Source organism: Streptomyces monticola (assembly GCF_042665355.1).
Taxonomy (GTDB): domain Bacteria; phylum Actinomycetota; class Actinomycetes; order Streptomycetales; family Streptomycetaceae; genus Streptomyces; species Streptomyces monticola.
Genome location: NZ_JBHTCF010000001.1, coordinates 913059 through 930008, shown reverse-complemented (window position 1 = coordinate 930008; position 16950 = coordinate 913059). Strand labels below are relative to the sequence as shown.

15 protein-coding genes are annotated in these 16950 nt (G+C 71.7%); 5 read left to right on the top strand and 10 right to left on the bottom strand.

The window, feature by feature from the left end; translation table 11 throughout:
- Positions 1–304: 304 nt before the first annotated feature.
- A complete protein-coding gene (locus tag ACFQVC_RS03850) occupies positions 305–1933 on the top strand; it encodes a DUF6345 domain-containing protein (RefSeq protein WP_381826378.1) in 1629 nt (542 codons plus the stop codon).
- Between the two features lie 155 nt (positions 1934–2088).
- Here the strand turns inward: ACFQVC_RS03850 and ACFQVC_RS03845 are convergent, their stop codons facing one another.
- The 3 genes from ACFQVC_RS03845 to ACFQVC_RS03835 all read right to left on the bottom strand — a co-directional run bounded on the left by ACFQVC_RS03845 (position 2089) and on the right by ACFQVC_RS03835 (position 6310).
- Positions 2089–3504, bottom strand: a complete 1416-nt coding sequence (locus ACFQVC_RS03845) for an amino acid permease (protein WP_381826376.1) — start codon at positions 3502–3504, stop codon at positions 2089–2091.
- A gap of 84 nt (positions 3505–3588) precedes the next feature.
- Positions 3589–5754 (bottom strand): phage holin family protein, encoded by a 2166-nt coding sequence (locus ACFQVC_RS03840; protein ID WP_381826374.1) that lies wholly within the window; start codon positions 5752–5754, stop codon positions 3589–3591.
- 151 nt (positions 5755–5905) lie between these two features.
- Positions 5906–6310 carry a hypothetical protein gene (locus tag ACFQVC_RS03835; protein ID WP_381826372.1) on the bottom strand — a complete coding sequence of 135 codons (405 nt, stop codon included), beginning with the start codon at positions 6308–6310 and terminating at the stop codon, positions 5906–5908.
- Positions 6311–6404: 94 nt separating this feature from the next.
- Here ACFQVC_RS03835 and ACFQVC_RS03830 point away from each other — a divergent pair, with 94 nt between their 5' ends.
- Entirely contained in the window at positions 6405–7178 is a 774-nt protein-coding gene (locus ACFQVC_RS03830; protein ID WP_381826370.1) for an MBL fold metallo-hydrolase, read from the top strand.
- Positions 7175–7816: a DedA family protein gene (locus ACFQVC_RS03825; protein ID WP_381826368.1), complete on the top strand. Its 642-nt coding sequence runs from the start codon at positions 7175–7177 to the stop codon at positions 7814–7816. The genes ACFQVC_RS03830 and ACFQVC_RS03825 overlap by 4 nt, the downstream gene beginning before the upstream one ends.
- On the opposite strand, the gene ACFQVC_RS03820 is transcribed toward ACFQVC_RS03825, so the two are convergent.
- The 4 genes from ACFQVC_RS03820 to ACFQVC_RS03805 form a co-directional block, all read right to left on the bottom strand.
- Positions 7793–8821, bottom strand: a complete 1029-nt coding sequence (locus tag ACFQVC_RS03820) for an MBL fold metallo-hydrolase (protein ID WP_381826366.1) — start codon at positions 8819–8821, stop codon at positions 7793–7795. The two genes, ACFQVC_RS03825 and ACFQVC_RS03820, sit on opposite strands and share 24 nt — an antisense overlap.
- Positions 8818–10065: an aminotransferase class I/II-fold pyridoxal phosphate-dependent enzyme gene (locus ACFQVC_RS03815; RefSeq protein WP_381826364.1), complete on the bottom strand. Its 1248-nt coding sequence runs from the start codon at positions 10063–10065 to the stop codon at positions 8818–8820. Before ACFQVC_RS03815 ends, ACFQVC_RS03820 begins: the two co-directional genes overlap by 4 nt.
- Before the next feature lie 238 nt (positions 10066–10303).
- The gene (locus ACFQVC_RS03810; protein ID WP_381826362.1) at positions 10304–10867 is read right to left on the bottom strand and encodes a hypothetical protein; all 564 of its coding nucleotides are present in this window, start codon (positions 10865–10867) and stop codon (positions 10304–10306) included.
- Positions 10868–11189: 322 nt separating this feature from the next.
- Positions 11190–11903: an ANTAR domain-containing response regulator gene (locus ACFQVC_RS03805; protein ID WP_381826360.1), complete on the bottom strand. Its 714-nt coding sequence runs from the start codon at positions 11901–11903 to the stop codon at positions 11190–11192.
- A 116-nt stretch (positions 11904–12019) separates the two neighbouring features.
- On the opposite strand from ACFQVC_RS03805, the gene ACFQVC_RS03800 reads away from it, so the two are divergent.
- A complete protein-coding gene (locus ACFQVC_RS03800; RefSeq protein WP_381826358.1) occupies positions 12020–13327 on the top strand; it encodes a PAS domain-containing protein in 1308 nt (435 codons plus the stop codon).
- A 36-nt stretch (positions 13328–13363) separates the two neighbouring features.
- Here the strand turns inward: ACFQVC_RS03800 and ACFQVC_RS03795 are convergent, their stop codons facing one another.
- On the bottom strand, positions 13364–14161 hold the full coding sequence (locus tag ACFQVC_RS03795) for an RNA polymerase sigma factor SigF (RefSeq protein ID WP_381826356.1): 798 nt from the start codon (positions 14159–14161) through the stop codon (positions 13364–13366).
- Positions 14162–14396: 235 nt separating this feature from the next.
- On the opposite strand from ACFQVC_RS03795, the gene ACFQVC_RS03790 reads away from it, so the two are divergent.
- Entirely contained in the window at positions 14397–16202 is a 1806-nt protein-coding gene (locus tag ACFQVC_RS03790; protein ID WP_381826354.1) for a thiamine pyrophosphate-requiring protein, read from the top strand.
- Between the two features lie 81 nt (positions 16203–16283).
- On the opposite strand, the gene ACFQVC_RS03785 is transcribed toward ACFQVC_RS03790, so the two are convergent.
- Together ACFQVC_RS03785 and ACFQVC_RS03780 are read right to left on the bottom strand one after the other, a co-directional pair.
- Positions 16284–16550: a DUF4235 domain-containing protein gene (locus ACFQVC_RS03785; RefSeq protein WP_381826352.1), complete on the bottom strand. Its 267-nt coding sequence runs from the start codon at positions 16548–16550 to the stop codon at positions 16284–16286.
- Positions 16551–16602: 52 nt separating this feature from the next.
- On the bottom strand, positions 16603–16740 hold the full coding sequence (locus ACFQVC_RS03780) for a hypothetical protein (protein WP_381826350.1): 138 nt from the start codon (positions 16738–16740) through the stop codon (positions 16603–16605).
- Between the last annotated feature and the right edge of the window lie 210 nt (positions 16741–16950).

The following is a 16950-nucleotide window of genomic DNA, read 5'->3' as shown; positions in this document are numbered from 1 at the left end:
AGTGGGGTGTGCAGGTGCGGGCGGTGCGGTGCGAACAGCGAGTTCCGGCCAGGCACCGCACTACGGCGCGGGCGCCGGGGGCACGGGCGTCCCGTACCACCGGCGGCGCCGTGCGCGGCAGTGCAGGGTGAGGCTGCACGATATGCCTGGGACGAAGGCCGTTTGACCGGATTCGTCGCTGGCGAAAGGCCTTTCGCGGTGACACGTTGAGCGCCCGCTCGCGGGGCGGTGGGGTCCTCGGCACATGGGGGTGGGGCCCTCGGCACGCGTGGGGGATCGAAGCACTCAAAGGGGAGGCTTTGCCATGCGCATGTTCTACGCGGACCGGGGTCCGTCGCCGTTCGACACCGAGAAGATGGGCGCGGTCGAACGGGACTCGACATTCGGCTGGTGGGGGGCGTTCAGCATCCAGAAGTTCGTCAACCAGTCCCCGCTGTCCCACACACACGCGGACGCGAGCGGATTCCTCGCGTATCTGCAGCAGTTCTACGACCGGAACTTCTGGTTCGCGGACACCGGCGCGCAGGTGTGGGCGTACGAGGAGACGTACGACAACTGGCAGGACCGGTACGGGATGGACGCCGTCGTCGCCGTCTATCACTCCGGGCACGGCGGCATGGACGGCAACGGCGTGTTCTTCGCGCCGCTCGGCGCCAAGTGGGACAACCGCAGTGACGCGATCTCCAACCGGATGGCGTTCGGCAACGAGAAGGCCAACTACGTCTTCTGGTCGACCTGTGACTCCCTGAAGGTCACCGGCGGGCACAGCCCGATCCGCACCTGGGCGGGCCCGAACCTCGGCTCCCGCATGATCTTCGGCTTCGAGACGGTCTCCATCGACCACCCCGACTACGGCAAGAAGTTCTGGGAGAAGTGGCGGGCCGGGCAGACCTTCTGCGACGCGTGGCTGAACGCGAGCTGGGACATCTACCACGGCCAGGCGCCCTCGGTCTGTGCGACCGGTGCCACCCAGGCCGAGGCCACCAACCGCCTCAACACGGAGCGCAACTTCTACCGCGAGCACGTCTCCGACGCCTGGTACGCCTGGCGCTGGTACTACGCGCGCAGCAGCATGCGCGAGTCCCTGACGGAGCTGACGGGGGAGCCCCAGACCGTACAGCTGGCGCCGCGCGACCCGAGCGCGGAGCTGACCCGGCTCGGCCAGGCCTGCGACTTCCCGACGGCGGCGCTGCAGGAGGTACAGGTCGAGCGGCAGGGCGTGGCGAGCGCCGTCTCCGGCGACCGCTTCATCTCGACCGCCCCGCACGCCATCCGCTGGGTGAAGCTGGCCGAGGCCAACCGGCGCAACACCGAGCAACTGCCCACGGAGCGGGCGGTGGAGCTGGCCCGGGCGTTCGCCGAGCGGCACGCCGACGGCGCCGAGCTGGTCCTGGACTCGGTGCACGACCTGATGGAGAACTCCGGCAAGAAGGACGGCTCCGAGATCGGTGAGCCCTACTCCCTGCAGACCCATGTCACCTTCCGGCAGGCCTTCGACGGCGTCTCGGTGATCACCCCGGACCGGGGCGGCATCCGGGTGGCGCTCGACAACGACGGCACCGTCGTGCAGGCGCAGATCTCCACGCGGCAGTCCACCGGCGGTATGCGGACGCCGAGTTCGGCCATCGCGCCGCCGGCCGCCAAGGGCGCGGCGCAGAGCGCGGCTCCGCGCGAGAGCGACCCGAAGAAGGCCCTGGCCGCCGTACAGCAGCGGATGCTCGCCGAACTCGCCGCCGTATCGGCCGAGTCGGTGCAGGAACTGACCGAGGCACGCGAGCTCATCGAGGCGCGGGATGTACCGGGCTCGATGGAGGTCGGCTACGAGATCGAGGGCAACGAGGCGTATCTCGCCGCCCGCAAGCTGATCGAGATCGGCCCGCGGGACAGCATGTTCAAGACCCGCCGCTGGGTCGTGGCGCCGCTGGCCAGGTGAGGACGGCTCGGACGGCACGTACGCAGCGGCAGCCGTCCCGATGAGCAGGACGGTACGGAGGCGGCGGCAGCCGTCCTGAGGACCACGGGGGTGCACGCTGGCCCTCCGCCCTGGAGGTGCGGAGGGCCGGACCCGTGTGCGCGCGGCGGGGGTGCTCAGACCGGCGGGGTGCCGGCCTTCTTCTTGCGGGCCGACATCACCGCGTACACGATCACGCCGACGAAGAGGAACATCACGCCCTGGTAGACGGCCTCGTAGCCGGCGCCGCCGACCAGCCACATGGAGAAGGCGCAGGCGATGACCGCGACCACCGAGTCCCGTACGAGCCGGGAGCGGTTGACCCGGGCGCCCTGCCCGGACACGAGGTAGTAGATCTGCGCGGCGGTGGCCAGGAGGTAGGGGACGGTGGCCATGAAGGTCGTGACCGTGACGAGCAGCGTGAAGACCTCGCTGTCGTCCTTGCCCTGCCCGGACGCGTAGTTGTAGACCGTCAGGATCGAGGCGAGCACCACCGTGATCACCACGCCGGTGGTGGGTACGCCGCGCTCCTTCTTGGCGAACATCGACGGGAAGAGACCGTCCTTGGCCGCGGCGAAGGGCGTCTGCGCACTGAGCAGCGTCCAGCCGTTGAGGGCGCCGAGGATGGAGATCACCGCGGCCAGGGCGACGGCGGTGCCGCCCCAGGTGCCGCCGAACATCGCGTTCACGGCGTCCGAGAACGGCGCCTGGCTGGACATCAGCTTCTCGTGGTTGACGGTGCCGAACACGGCGAGGGTGCCGAGCAGATAGACGAAGGCGGCGCCGAGCACACCGAAGATCGTGGCCCGCCCGACATTGCGCCGCGGGTCGCGCACCTCTCCGGCGCTGACCGCCGCGGACTCCACGCCGAGGTAGCTGAAGAGCAGCAGCGCGGCGGCCGCCGAGATGGCGCCGACCGGGTTCGAGTCACTGGCCTGGAACGGGCCGAGGTTGTCGGCGTCGAAGAAGAACAGACCGCCGATCGCGACAAGCAGCAGCGGCGCGAACTTCAGGACGGTGGCGACGAGTTGGACCGCGCCGACATAGCGGGTGCCGGCGAGGTTGGCGAAGCCGGGCAGCCACTGGACGACGAGGGCCGCCAGACACATCGTCCACCAGCTGCCGTCCACCTTGAACAGCAGGTTCACATAGCCGACGGCACCGACGGCGAGCGCGGCGTTCGACACCCAGGAGGTGATCCAGTACGACCAGGCGGCGAGGAAGCCGGCGAAGTCGCCGAAGGCCTCTCGCGCGTAGACATAGGGGCCGCCGGTGCGCGGATCGCGCTCGGCAAGGCGTCCGAAGACCAGGGCGAGGGCGATGGCGCCGACCGTGAGGATCGCGAAGGCGACGAGGCTGATGGTGCCGTAGGCGGCCACGTCGTGCGGGAGCCGGAAGATGCCACCGCCGATGATGTTGCCCATCACCAGACAGGTGGCGATCGGCAGACCGAAGCGTCTGGCGTGCTTGCTGAGTTCGCCGCGCTCTTCGATCAGCTCGCCCACGGGGGTGTCGGCCGGAGCCGGCTTGGCTGCGGATCCGGGCTCTTGCATGGGGTGGTACGCCTCTCGTCGTGCCTGCGGCCCGGGATCGCCGGGCGGCTGACCATGGTCAGCCAAGAGAAACGCTGCACCAAATCAGCGGGTTTTGTCCTCTACGGCACGACCAACAACCGGAAATGTTTCTTCCGTTTGATCGGCCGGACGGGAATTCTCCGCCACCGGCACCTGCGGTCCGTCCGTCTCCCACAGCCAGCGCCGCAGCACCCGGTGCACCTGCTCGGCACCGGTCAGCAGCTCGCCGTCGGCGGCCGGCGGGGTCAGGGCCAGCGGGAAGAGCAGAAAGGGCCGGCTCTGTTCGCCGCCGAGCCCGCCGTGCGAGCCGATCTGCTCCTCGAAGGCGAGGACTTCGCCCTCCTCCGGGTCGTACCAGGAGTTGACCATGATGTCCGCGACATGCGGGAAGCCGTCGGTACGGCGTACGGCATCGGCGGCGCCGGGGCCGAAGTCGGCGAGGGGGCCGAGGAGTCGGGGATCGTCGGCCCCCTCGCCCAGTTCGTCGAGACGGATCTCGGCGCCGCGCGCACCGAGCACGAGCGGCCCGTGCCGCTCGCTGCGGACCAGGACGAACCCGACACCGGGATGGTTGGCGAGGGTGGAGAGCAGCGCGGGATGGCGCCGGTCGATCTGTTCCCGTGTCATCCGGCCCGGCACATCGGGGAACGAGATGAGACCGAGGTTGCCGGAGGCGAGCACGATCGGCTCGGAGTCCTTGGCGGGCCGGTACTGCTCGACGCCCTCCTCCACCGGGCGGTGCAGCGCGGCGCGGACGGCGGCACGGGCCTCGGCGCCGCTGTGGGTGCGCCGTGCCCTGCGCGGCACGGGCAGTCCGCAGCCGGCCCGCACCAGGTCGCCGAGGGTGAGGCCGAAGCGCGCCCGGAAGGTCTCCCCCGGGCTCTGCCCGTGGTCGGACAGAAGCACGATCCGGTAGTGCCGCGGAGCGTGCTCGGCGACCTTGGCGAGCAGTCCGAGGGAACGGTCGAGACGCTCCAGGACCTGCTCGGCGTCCCGGCTGCGGGGCCCGGAGTGGTGGGCGACCTCGTCGTACGCGACCAGGTCGGCGTAGACGGCGCTGCGTCCGGCGAGCATGTCCCCTATCACCGCGGCGACCACCACGTCCCGTTCGACGACGGTGGCGAAGGCCCGGATGAAGGGGTAGAGCCCGCCGCGCCCCACGCGGGGCCGCACCTGGCGGATCCGGCCCCGGAGGGACTGGCCGATCTCGCGGACGACTTCGGCGACGAACGACATGGCGGTACGGACGGCGTTGGCCGGGTCGGAGAAGTACGCGAAGTACCCGGCCCGCGAGCGGTTGGCGCGGCCTCGTCTGGCGGCCACCGACAGGACCAGGGCCAGCTGGTCGGCGCCGCCGCTGAACAGATTGCCGCGGCTGGCGCCGTCCACGGTGAGCAGTCCGCCGTCGCCGGTGAACTCGACGGCGCGGCGCTGCAGTTCGGCGGCGCTGGCCGGCCGGTTGCAGACCATCACCTCGCCGCTGTCCTTCTCGTACCAGCGGAAGGCCGGGATGTCGTGGTTGCTGCCGTGCAGAATGCCGAGCTGGCTGGCCCCGGTCTGGCTCGACCAGTCGGTGCGCCAGGGGGTCAGGAGGTGGCTCGGCACCCCGCTCTCGGCGGGCGCTCCCTCTGCGGGCGCGCCGAGCCAGCTCGCGACGGTGGGCATCAGGCCCTTGTCGACGGCGTCCCGCAGCACATCGTGGCCGACCCCGTCGAGCTGCAGGAAGACCGTGCCGGGGGTGCGCGGTCCGGCGACTGTGGCGGCGCGGCGCCGGCGCCGGTCGGAGAGCCGGTAGAGCCTGCGGCGGTACGCGTCGTCGTCACGGACGGCGAGCGCGGTGGATGCCGCCGAGGCCACGGCGGACATCACGGCCGCCACCACGACGGCCGTCTCCGCGTTGGCCTCGCCGCGCCCGTCGGGGATCAGGCTCAGCGCGACGAGCAGCAGCGAGCCGTTGAGGAAGAACACGAGCAGGCCGAGGACCAGGGCGGGTACGAGGAGCAGCGCGCGCACCACGAACGGCCACACCAGGGCGCTCAGCAGACCGAAGACACCGGCGCCGATGCCCGCGGTGATGCCGATCCGGGTGGCGCTGTCGCCGTTCTCCGACTGCAGCCGGAAGTCCGGCAGGATGCCGGCGAGTACGAGCATCGTCAGAGTGCTGATCGCCCAGACCGCCGCGATACGCCACGCGGCGTGTCCGGCCCGCCGCCAGTTGCCCTCGGCCACGTCCACCTCACGTCCCGGGCCCGCACTTTGGCCCGGACCCGGGCCCAGCCTGTCATATCTGCCGGAATGGTCCTATTCTTCCGGCCCTTGCCAACCTGGGGCTCCGCCCCGGACCCCGCTCCTCAATCGCCGGAGGGGCTGGGTACAAGGCTCAGCGGCCGTCGTAGCCGGCCGTCGGCATCGAGAGCCGCCGGTGCACCCGGGCTTTCATCGCCGCGTTGTACGCCGGTTCGTTCAGGCCCGCCGTCTCGAGCCGCACCCCGCGCCTGCGGCACTCCGCCGTGAACTCGTCGACCGATACGAGGGCCCGCTCCAGGACGCGGCGGCTGGGGGCCACGAACACATCGACCAGGCCGGCGTCGACATCCGCCCACAGGCTCAGATGGTCGGTACGGAGGCGGTGCACGAGCAGCTCGCGTGTGACGACATAGCCGCGGTCCGCGGCCCAGCGCGCGCACATGGCGTGCTGGCTGCGCGTATCCACGAGGAAGGGGTCCTGGTCCAGCTCCTCGAGCGGCGTCAGGCTGGCGATGGACGCCACCCGCACCTCACTCATGCCGTCCCCTCTCGACCACCGGGCTCACCTCGGCTCCGTCGCCGACCCTACTACTCGCCGTACGCTCGTAGCAGTCCGCGGAAGGAGGCCGTACGTGCCGGTGGAGATCACGTGGTGGGGCCATGCCACCTGCACGGTGGAGGACTCGGGTGTCCGGGTCCTGACGGACCCGCTCTTCGCGCGGCGGTTCGCGCATCTGCGCCGCCGCCGCGGCGACCTGCCGCCACCCGGTGCGGCGGTCGCCGATGTCGCGCTCGTCTCCCATCTGCACGCCGACCATCTGCACCTGCCGTCCCTGGCCCGGCTCGCCCCCGGTACGCGGCTCCTCGTGCCGCGCGGTGCGCCCGCCGCGGTGCCCGGGCTCCGCAGGCTCGCCGGCCTCGACATCACGCAGGTCGCACCCGGCGACGAGGTGACGGTCGGGAACGTCACCGTTCGCGTGGTGCCCGCGCTGCACGACGGGCGGCGGCTGCCGCTCGGCCCGCACCGCTGCCCCGCACTCGGCTTCGTGGTGAACGGCGCCGCCCGCACCTACTTCGCGGGGGACACTGGGCTCTTCGACACGATGGCCGACGAGGTGGGGGATGTGGACGTGGCACTGCTGCCGGTCGGCGGCTGGGGGCCCTACCTGGGAGCCGGCCATCTGGACGCGGGCCTGGCGGCCGAGGCCCTGGCCAGGATCGCGCCGCGCAGCGCGGTGCCGGTGCACTACGGCACGTACTGGCCGATCGGCATGGACGCGGTGAGGCCGCACGAGTTCCACGCGCCGGGCGAGGAGTTCGTACGCCTTGCCGCGCTCGCCGCTCCCGAGGTGTCCGTGCATCTGCTCGGGCACGGCGAGCGCGCGCGGCCGGAGGTCGCCAGGTGAGAACGACCCTCCTGGCCGCGGCCGCCACGATCGCACCGGAGTCGACCCAGCAGGCCGTGGCCTATCCGTCGCTGTTCCTGCTCGTGGTGATCGGCGCGCTGGTGCCGGTCGTGCCCACCGGGGCCCTCGTCAGTTCGGCGTCCGTGGTCGCCCTCCACCAGACGGCGCCGCTGTCGCTGCTCTGGGTCTTTCTGGTGGCATCGGCCGCCGCGTTCATCGGGGACACCGGCCTCTACTGGCTCGGGCGGCGCGGGATCCGCTCGAAGAACGGCTCGCGCTGGCTGTCCGCGCTGCGCGACCGGGCCCCCGAGGAGCGGCTCGCCCAGGCGCAGGACAAGCTCGACGACCACGGTGTGGCCGTCCTCGTGCTGTCCCGTCTGGTGCCCGCGGGCCGGATCCCGGTGATGCTGGCCTGTCTGCTCGCGAAGATGCCGCTGCGGCGTTTCATGCGCGGCAACCTGCCGGCGTGCCTGGCCTGGGCGGTGACCTATCAGGTCATCGGGCTCCTCGGCGGGTCCCTGTTCGCCGAGCCCTGGCAGGGGGTGGTCGCGGCGGTCGCCCTGACCGTCGTGATCAGCGCGGCGCCCTCGGTGTGGAAGCGGCTGCGGCGCGGATCACGCTCCGACCAGCACGCGTGACGCGCCGACCGGCAGATCCCACAGATCACCCCGGTCTCGGCCCGCGTCCGCCCACGCCTTGCGGACCCGGGTGAGCGGTTCGAGCACCGGCTCGGCGGAGAGCAGGAACGTGGCCCAGTGCATCGGGGCGAGACGGGCCGCGCCCAGGTCGGCGACCGCACGGACCGCCTCCTCCGGGTCGCAGTGCACATCGCTCAGCCACCAGCGCGGGTCGTACGCCCCGATCGGCAGCATCGCCAGATCGATGCCGGGGTGGCGGCCGCCGATCTCCGCGAACCAGTGGCCGTAGCCCGTGTCCCCCGCGAAGTACACCTTGCGGTCCGCGTCGTCGGTGAGCACCCAGCCGCCCCACAGGGAACGGCAGGTGTCGGTGAGGGTGCGCTTGGACCAGTGGTGGGCGGGCACGAAGTCGAAGCGGACGCCGCCGAGTTCCGCGGCCTCCCACCAGTCGAGTTCGGTCACACAGGTGAAACGGCGGCGCCGGAACCAGCGTCCGAGCCCCGCCGGAACGAACACCGGCGTCTGCCGCGGAAGTCTCTTGAGGGTGGGCGCGTCCAGGTGGTCGTAGTGGTTGTGGCTGATGACGACGGCGTCGACGGGCGGCAGCGCGGCCCAGGCCACACCGGCCGGGGTGATCCGGGCCGGGATGCCGAGGATCTTCCGGGACCAGACGGGGTCGGTGAGCACCGTCAGACCACCGATACGCAGGACCCAACTGGCGTGTCCCACCCAGGTGACGGCGATGCCGGACGCGGTCACGTGCGGCAGCGGTCCGGGTTCGAAGGGCAGCTGCGGAATGTCCTCTAGGCCCTCGCGGTCGGGCCGTACGGCGCCTTCGCGGGCGAACCGGGCGAAGGCCTTCACGCCGGGCAGCGGTGCCGTGAGCCGGTCGGCGAAGGTCCTGGGCCAGCTGCGTGTCTCGCCGAGGGGGCGCAGTGCGGTGGGGTGCTCGGACGGCGCCGTCGGTCTGAGACGGGGGGTCGTCGACTCCGACTGCTGAGTCATCGAGGCGGCTCCATTCGCTGGGCGGCGTCCCGGAGCTCGTCCAGGGCCGATCCGAACATGCTCAATGCTCGTTCCACATGCGGCAATTCCAGTGGCTCCAGTGCGGTGAGTGACTGCAGCTGCTGCTCGGGGGTGGTGCCGAGGAGCGGGGCGACCGACAGGCGTACGCGCAGCGAGCCCAGGTCGTCGCCGAAGCGGTGGCCGCCGGGCGCGTGTATGCCGAGCCGCCTGCTGAGGTGCTCCTCCAGCTCCATCGCGTCGCTCACACCGCGGGCGGAGAGCGCCGCGCGCAGCGGTCCGAGGTCGGCGTAGAGGTGGCGGCCCGCCTGGGGCGGCCGGGCGAGGGCACCCGCGCCCCGCACCGCGCGGTGTGCGGCGGCCGCCACGCGCGCGTGCAGCCGGACGGCGGCGGTGCGGCGCTGTGTCACCTCGTCGGGTTCGGCGAGGGCGTAGGCGGCGGCCGCGGCGACCGGGGCGGCGACGACGGCGCCGAGCCCGGTGAGCACGTCGAGGACGCGGTCGTGCAGGCCGGCGCCCTCACTGGTGGCGGGAAAGCGGGCGACGGCGGCGGGCCAGTCGCCGGGCAGGAAGCCGCCGCCCAGGTCGGCGACCACGGTGACCTGCCCGGGGGCCATCTCGGCCGGGCTGATGAGGACCGTGTCGTGCGGCTGGTGCACGGTGTCGCGCCACGTCTCGTCGGAGACGATGTGCAGCCCTTCGCCGAGGGCCGCCTCGACGGTCTCGTGCACGGCCTCGGGCGGTGCCACGGTGGCCGTGGGGTCGTCGGCGGCGCTGAGCAGAAGCAGCCGCGGACGGCCGCCTTCGGCCCGTACCCGGCGCACCGTCTCAAGCAGGGCGTACGGATCGGGGACTCCCCCGCACTCCGGCGGCGTCGGCACCGAGTAGGTCCGGTGGCCGGTCAGCCGGACGGCCGGTGTCCACCAGGCGGGGCAGGGCCGGGGCAGCATGACGTCGCCGCCGAGTACCGCGGTCAGGGCGAGGAGCAGGGGGGCCGCGCCGGGTGCCACGGCCGTGTGGGTCCGCTCTCCCGGCAGTCCGCGCCGCTCCCAGTAGCCGGCGGCGGCGTCCCTCAACTCGGCCGATCCGCCCGGCACTTCGGTGTGGGCGCGCTCGGCCGACGCGGCGAGCACGGCGGCGAGTGCGGGGAGCACGGGCAGGCCGGGCTCGGGGGCGGGCGGCGCGTACCGGACGGGTCCATGTCCTTCTGGGGCCGTCCGCCGCATGCGTACCTCCGCGAAGTCTTGTGCGCCGCCGTGGATTCCGGGGGCGTGCGTCCGTCCAGGAGCCGGACGTCCGGTTGACCGTCGTCCCTTCCTACCGCCGGATCGGCGCCCCGTCGTGGTGTGCACGCGCCGCCGCCCGTATCCATGCCCCGGTGGAGCACTGCGGATACGGGCGGGGCGGCGGAGACGCGGGCCGTCGGCGGTGTCCGGCCGGAACCGGTGGCCGGGCTCGGCGGGCTCACTCCTGCGGGGAGCCGCTCCTGCGGCGCATCACGTAGTAGGCGGCGCCGAGGGCGCCCACCACGAGGACACCACCGGTGACCATGGTGGTCGCGGAGTCGGTGAAGGAGCCGCCGAGGCCGCCGCGGACACCTCTGTTCTGGTGGCCCGAGCCGGACACGGTGTAGCTCGCCGTCCACTGGCCGTCGCCGGGGCAGTTGCCGTCGACGCCCCACTCGGAGGTCGGCCCGACGCCGTTGGGCCCCGTGCTGGAGAAGTTGCCCGAGGGGGCGATCGTGGCGGTGCCGCTGTAGGAGGGGCCGACGCCTGGGACCGGGGCGTTCTCGACCTTGTGCAGCTGGACCGTGCCCTGGCTGAAGCCCTGCGAGTTGGCGCTGATCGACTCGGGTGCGGGGGTGCTGCCGGTGGACGGGCAGGAGACGGAGATCGTGACGGTGCCGCCCGGGGCGACGGTACGCGGGCTGACCTCGGCCGCCGTGTCGGCCGCGAACGCGGCGGGGGCGGCGCCCGCGACGGCGGCGCAGGCGAGTGCGGTGGCGGCGAACGCTCGGGCGGTACGCATGGATGGGGCTCCTTCTGGCTGGCTGCGCGAGGCGCGGGGCGCGCGCCCAGGAACCCATCCAAACCTGACATTTCCTCAGCCGCGCGCGTGTGGGCCCCATTCGTGGGGCCGCGCGGCCAAGTGGGTTAAGGGGGTGGCTTGCAAGTGGGTTGAGGGGGTGACTTGCCGTCGCTTCGGCGCTGTGCGTCGGCGGTGCGCACCGTCCCGGGGGATTCGCCCTCAGGCCCCCACCATCGCCCTTCGGGCTCGTCCTCAATCGCCGGACGGGCTCTCTTTACCCCGACGGGCTGAATGACCGTAGGAACTACGAGGAGCGCAGGGCCTACGGATCCAGCGTCGTGAGTTCCGCCTCCAGGCCCTCGCCGCGGGTCTCGACCAGGGCCGTTGCCACGTCCGTCAGCTTGCGGTTGGTCGTCTGGGAGATACGGCGGAGGATCGCGAACGCGTGGTCCGCGTCGCAGCCGAGTACGTGCATGACGATGCCGCTGGCCTGGTCGACCACGGGGCGGGTGCGCAGGGCGGTGCCGAGTTGGTCGATCTCGGCGAGGGCGGCCTGGTAGCGGCGGTCGCGGACCAGGGCCGTGGTCGCGAGGTCGCCGAGCGCCTGCGCGGGGCCGTGCGGAACGTCCTCGAGGGTGCGCGGCCGGAAGCTGTAGAGGCTGAGGGTGACGGTGAGGCCCGCGCGCTGGAAGGGGATCGTGACGCTCGCCCGTACGCCCGCGTCGAGCGCGACCGCGCGGTACTGCGGCCAGCGCTCCTCGTGCAGGAGATCCGCGGCGTCCACCGGCTCGCCGCGTTCGAGCGCGGCGGGGATCGGGCCTTCGCCCGAGCGCAGTTGGACGGAGACGACCCCGGCCAGGTCGGGGTGGGTGACGGCGGCGGGCCGCTCGACCGCGGCGGCGGCACCCGCGGTCTCCATCACGGTCGCACCGGCGCCGCAGGCATCGGCCGTGCAGCGGGTCGCCTGCTCGGCGAGCTCCGAGAGACGGCGCCCTGGAAGCGCGGATTCCGGTCCGGTCAGCACGGTGTCCGGCATGGTGATGCTCCTCCTTCTCCCTCTCGTCGCTCTCACGACGCCGTCGCGTCGCCCTCACGCACTCGACTTCCCTGCGGGTACCCCGGAAAACGGAATCAAGAGCTAGGTTTCAGGTCATGACGCAGACGGAGGAGTTCGGTGAAGAGTTCGCAGACTTCGTGCGCCGGATCAATGAGTTGAAGGCGGCGCGCACGGTACCCGCGGACGAACTGCACCCGGTCCTCGAAGCCGCGCTCTTCGAACTCGACCACGTGACGCAGAAGTTGTGGCCGCGCTATGAACAACTCGCCGCGTCCGGGGCCCAGGGCGGCTCCGCTTCCGGAGCCGACCGGCAGGAGCAGCAGCTGCTGCGGGCGATCTTCCAGCGTCTGCCGCTGCCGGTCGCTCTCGTGGACCGGGAGACGGTGGTGCGGCGGATGAACTTCGCCGCCACCTCCTTCACCGGGGTGCGCGCGGGCTATGCGACGGGCCGGCCGCTCGCAGGGCTCCTCGCGCACTCCGACCGGGCGGCCTTTCGCTCACAGGCGGCGGCGGTGGCGCGCGGCGAGGGCGACCGCAGCCTGACCGTGCATCTGCAGCAGCGGCCCGATGACGCGGTGCGGGCCACACTCACCCCTGTGCGGCCGAGCAATGAGCCGCGTACCGCCGTGCTCGTCCTGCTGCAGCCGGCCGAGGCGGGCCTTCAGCATCCGCAGAGCCGGCCGACGGTACCGATGCCCGATCTGGCCGAGGCCACCCGGCACGCGGCGCTGCTCGACCTGGTCGACAGCATGGCGTCGGCGCTCCTGAGCGGCGGCACCGGGGACCGTGCGGCCGTCCTGGAGCGGGCGGCGCGCGTGCTGCACGGCAGGTTCGCGGACTGGGTGATCACGGACAGCTGCGGCAGCAGTCTCGTCCGCACCACCGTTCTCGGACCCCAGGACGAAGGCGAAGACGAAGACAGGACTGCCAGGGGTGCCAGGGCTGCCAGGGCTGCGACGGCCGAAGACAAGGGTGCCAAGGACGCCAAGGGCGCCGAGTGTGCCAAGGGCTCGACGGGCGGCGAGAGTGCCACGGGCGGTGCGGGCGACCCGACCGCGGGCCGCGACAAGACCGCGGCCGCCGTGCGGGCCGTCGCAGAGCAGGACCCCGCCGCGTGCCCCCTCGTGGTGGAGGCGGCACGCGGCGGGGCCACGGCACTTCAGGTGCGCCCGGAGGACCCGGACGGCTTCGGCCGGGACGCCACCGGTGCGCCGGTTCTCGTACGGGCCAACGCGACGTCCCTGCTGTGCGTACCGCTGACAGGGCCCGACGACGGACGGGTCGAGGGGGTGCTCACGCTGTTCCGCACGGGCGCCCGGCTGGCGTTCTCGATGGCCGAGGCGCAGGCGGTCGATGTGATGTCACGGCATATCGCGCTCGCGCTGCGCCGCGCCGCCGGGTAGGCCCCGGCGGCGCGAGCGCGGGCGCCGACGCGGCGTTCAGGCCGCCGCGTCCCGCATGACCTCGTCGCGCAGACGCGTGCAGCAGCGGCTGATCAGCCGCGACACATGCATCTGCGAGATACCGAGCTGCTCGGCGATACGGCTCTGCGTCATGTCGCCGAAGAACCGCATGTACAGGATCGCCCGCTCCCGCTCCGGGAGTTGGCGCAGGCGGGGCTTGATGGCCTCGCGGTCGACCACGACGTCGAGCGCCGGGTCATCGGAGCCGAGCGCGTCGCGCAGGGCGTAGCCGTCCTCGCTGCCCGGCAGTTCCGCGTCCAGGGAAAGGGCGGTGAAACTGTCGAGCGCCTCAAGCCCTGCCCGGGCGTCCTCCTCGCTCATGTTCGCCTTCTCGGCGATCTCGGCGACGGTGGGGGTGCGCCCGGAGACCGTCTGGGCCAGGTCCTGTGACGCGAACCGGACACGGTTGCGCAGGTCCTGGACCCGGCGCGGCACATGCAGGGTCCACATGTGGTCGCGGAAGTGGCGCTTGATCTCGCCGGTGACGGTCGGTACGGCGTAGCTCTCGAAGGCGTTGCCGAGATCGGGGTCGTAGCGGTCGACGGCTTTCACCAGGCCCAGACAGGCCACCTGGCGCAGGTCCTCATAGGCCTCGCCGCGATTGCGGAAGCGTCCCGCCAGTCGCTCCGCCATGGGGAGCCAGGCGCGCACGATCTCCTGCCTGAGCTGCTCCTTCTCCGACTCGTCGGTGAGTGCCTTGAGCCGGCGGAAGTCCTCGGCGGTGTCCGGTGCGTCGTCATGCGGGTGGTGCTTCACAGCTGCGTTGGTGCGCATGTGTGCTGCAACTCCCTGATCGGTGCTTGTTGATGGACCATTCACCGTGGGAGCGCACCAGGACACGGGTGGGCACACCCGGGGTGCGAGAAGCTCCCACGGACGTGCCTCCGGTCCGAAGCACATCGTCCGCCTGCCCTTTGTGCCCGCCGTCAAACACCGCCCCAGGTTTCCGGGCCGTCGCGCGGGTCACCCGATGCGCCGAGATCCGTCGAGCTTCCGTGGAGGTCCCGTCATGAGCGTCAAGGTCGCCGACCGCATCCTGGAGAGGCTGCGTGAATGGGGTGTCGACCAGGTATTCGGCTACCCGGGGGACGGCATCAACGGACTGCTCGCCGCCTGGGGCCGCGCCGAGGACGTGCCGCGTTTCGTGCAGGCCCGGCACGAGGAGATGTCCGCGTTCCAGGCGGTGGGATACGCCAAATTCAGTGGGCGCCTCGGCGTCTGCGCGGCGACTTCGGGACCGGGGGCCGTCCATCTCCTCAATGGCCTGTACGACGCCAAACTCGACCATGTGCCGGTGCTCGCGATCGTCGGGCAGACGCACCGCAGCGCGATGGGCGGCTCGTACCAGCAGGAAGTCGACCTTCACACGCTGTTCAAGGACGTGGCGTCCGACTTCGTGGAGACCGTGACCGTGCCCGAGCAGCTGCCGAACGTCCTGGACCGGGCCATCCGCACCGCTTACGCGCGCCGGGCGCCGACCGCCGTGATCGTCCCCGGTGACGTCCAGGAGCTCGACTACACGCCGCCCTCGCACGAGTTCAAGATGGTCCCCTCCAGCCTGGACCGCAGCGGCTGGACGGCGGTCCCGTCGCCGACGTCCCTGGAGCGCGCCGCCGAGATCCTCAACTCCGGTGACAAGACGGCGATCCTGGTCGGCCAGGGGGCGGCAGGCGCGCGCGCCGAGGTCGAGCAGATCGCCGAGCTGCTCGGCGCCGGGGTGGCCAAGGCGCTGCTCGGCATGGATGTGCTCAGCGATGAACTCCCTTACGTCACCGGCTCGATCGGCCTGCTCGGCACCCGGCCCTCGTACGAGCTGATGCGGGACTGCGACACCCTGCTCACCATCGGTTCGTCGTTCCCGTACTCCCAGTTCCTGCCGGAGTTCGGCAAGGCGCGCGCGGTGCAGATCGATATCGACCCGCACATGGTGGGGATGCGCTATCCGTACGAGGTCAACCTGGTCGGCGACGCCAAGGCCACGCTCAACCGGCTGATCCCGCTGATCGAGTCGGGGCGCGGACGCGAGTGGTACGACGAGGTGTGCGCGGGCGTCACGCGCTGGCGCGAGGTGATGGACCGCAGGGCGCACCTGAGCGCCGACCCGATCAACCCGGAGTACGTCGCCAGGGCCCTGGACCCGCTGCTCCCGGACAACGCGATCATCACCGCCGACTCGGGCTCGGTCGCCAACTGGTATGCGCGGCACCTGACGATGCGCGGCGAGATGCGCGCCTCGCTCTCGGGGACGCTCGCCTCGATGGGGTGCGCGGTGCCCTATGCGATCGGGGCGAAGTTCGCGCATCCCAACCGGCCGGTGATCGCGCTCGCCGGGGACGGCGCGATGCAGATGAACGGCCTCGCGGAGCTGATCACCGCCGCCAAGTACCGGCACCGCTGGGACGATCCGCGGCTGATCGTCGCGGTGTGGAACAACCAGGATCTGAATCAGGTGACTTGGGAGATGCGGGCGATGCAGGGCGCCCCGTCGTTCGTGCCCTCGCAGTCACTCCCCGACGTGCCCTACGCCGCGTTCGCCCGCTCCATCGGCCTGACCGGCATCCGGGTCGAGAAGCCCGACGACGTGGAGTCCGCCTGGCGCGAGGCGCTGCGGGCCGAGGGCCCGGCGGTGCTCGAGTTCCTCACCGACCCGGCGGTGCCGCCGATTCCGCCGCATGCGACGTGGGAGCAGATGGAGTCGACGGCGGCGTCGATCCTGAAGGGGGACGAGGACCGCTCGTCGGTGGTGAAGCAAGGGCTGAAGGCGAAGATGCAGGAGTTCCTGCCGGGAAAGGCGGATAAGGGCGAGAAAGACTGAGGCTGAAGGCTGGCTGCAGCCGACGCGAAGTGCCCGTCCGGAATAGCCGGACGGGCACCGTCGTCCACACGTTTTTGATTCTCAGGCGGGCCACTTTCCCGTGACCCGGTGGAATCCCTCCGCTCCGCCGCGCTCCACCGCGGCCTTGACCGCGGCGAAGGTCGCGCCTTCCAGCGCGGCAGCGGGGATCACTTCGCGCCAGGAACGGTCGCGGTCGGTCGGCCGGGGAGCTTCCCGCTCCCCTCCGGCCAGCGCCCACAGCTTCTTGAACAGCGCGCCGGCGATGGCGCCGCTCAGCGCTCCGAGAAGCAGTGCGAACGGCTTGTAGAGGAGTTTCACGAGCATCATCGCCCTGTCGTCGGCGTCGTCGGCGTCGGCGTCGGCGTCGGCGTCGGCGTCGTCAGCCGGCCGGCGCCGGGCCGGCCGTGCGGGGTTCTTCCGTTTCCTTCGGCACGGGCAGCAGCAGTTCCTCGTACCTGCCGAGAGCGAGCAGCACGCCCAGCATCACCACGGGTATGAACACAGCGAGTACCGCCATGACCCCTTCCTTCCACTTCCTCCCACAGAAAATATGGATATTCGGGTCTCCCGGACATGACGCTGCAAACAAGGGATGTGCAATCTGCACAAAGGGGCTCGCCGAAGGAGCTCGCCGAAGGATCACGAAAAGAGGATCACGAAAAACGCTTCGGGCACGGTCCCTGTCACCGTGCCCGAAGCCTTCTCATCTCCCCATGGCCGCTCGGCC

Bases quoted from the DNA above. Each gene is read 5' to 3' on its own strand.
- ACFQVC_RS03850 (WP_381826378.1), top strand. From the start codon at position 305: ATGCGCATGTTCTACGCGGACCGGGGTCCGTCGCCGTTCGACACCGAG.
- ACFQVC_RS03845 (WP_381826376.1), bottom strand. From the start codon at position 3,504: ATGCAAGAGCCCGGATCCGCAGCCAAGCCGGCTCCGGCCGACACCCCC.
- ACFQVC_RS03835 (WP_381826372.1), bottom strand. From the start codon at position 6,310: ATGAGTGAGGTGCGGGTGGCGTCCATCGCCAGCCTGACGCCGCTCGAG.
- ACFQVC_RS03820 (WP_381826366.1), bottom strand. From the start codon at position 8,821: ATGACTCAGCAGTCGGAGTCGACGACCCCCCGTCTCAGACCGACGGCG.
- ACFQVC_RS03815 (WP_381826364.1), bottom strand. From the start codon at position 10,065: ATGCGGCGGACGGCCCCAGAAGGACATGGACCCGTCCGGTACGCGCCG.
- ACFQVC_RS03810 (WP_381826362.1), bottom strand. From the start codon at position 10,867: ATGCGTACCGCCCGAGCGTTCGCCGCCACCGCACTCGCCTGCGCCGCC.
- ACFQVC_RS03805 (WP_381826360.1), bottom strand. From the start codon at position 11,903: ATGCCGGACACCGTGCTGACCGGACCGGAATCCGCGCTTCCAGGGCGC.
- ACFQVC_RS03800 (WP_381826358.1), top strand. From the start codon at position 12,020: ATGACGCAGACGGAGGAGTTCGGTGAAGAGTTCGCAGACTTCGTGCGC.
- ACFQVC_RS03795 (WP_381826356.1), bottom strand. From the start codon at position 14,161: ATGCGCACCAACGCAGCTGTGAAGCACCACCCGCATGACGACGCACCG.
- ACFQVC_RS03790 (WP_381826354.1), top strand. From the start codon at position 14,397: ATGAGCGTCAAGGTCGCCGACCGCATCCTGGAGAGGCTGCGTGAATGG.
- ACFQVC_RS03785 (WP_381826352.1), bottom strand. From the start codon at position 16,550: ATGATGCTCGTGAAACTCCTCTACAAGCCGTTCGCACTGCTTCTCGGA.
- ACFQVC_RS03780 (WP_381826350.1), bottom strand. From the start codon at position 16,740: ATGGCGGTACTCGCTGTGTTCATACCCGTGGTGATGCTGGGCGTGCTG.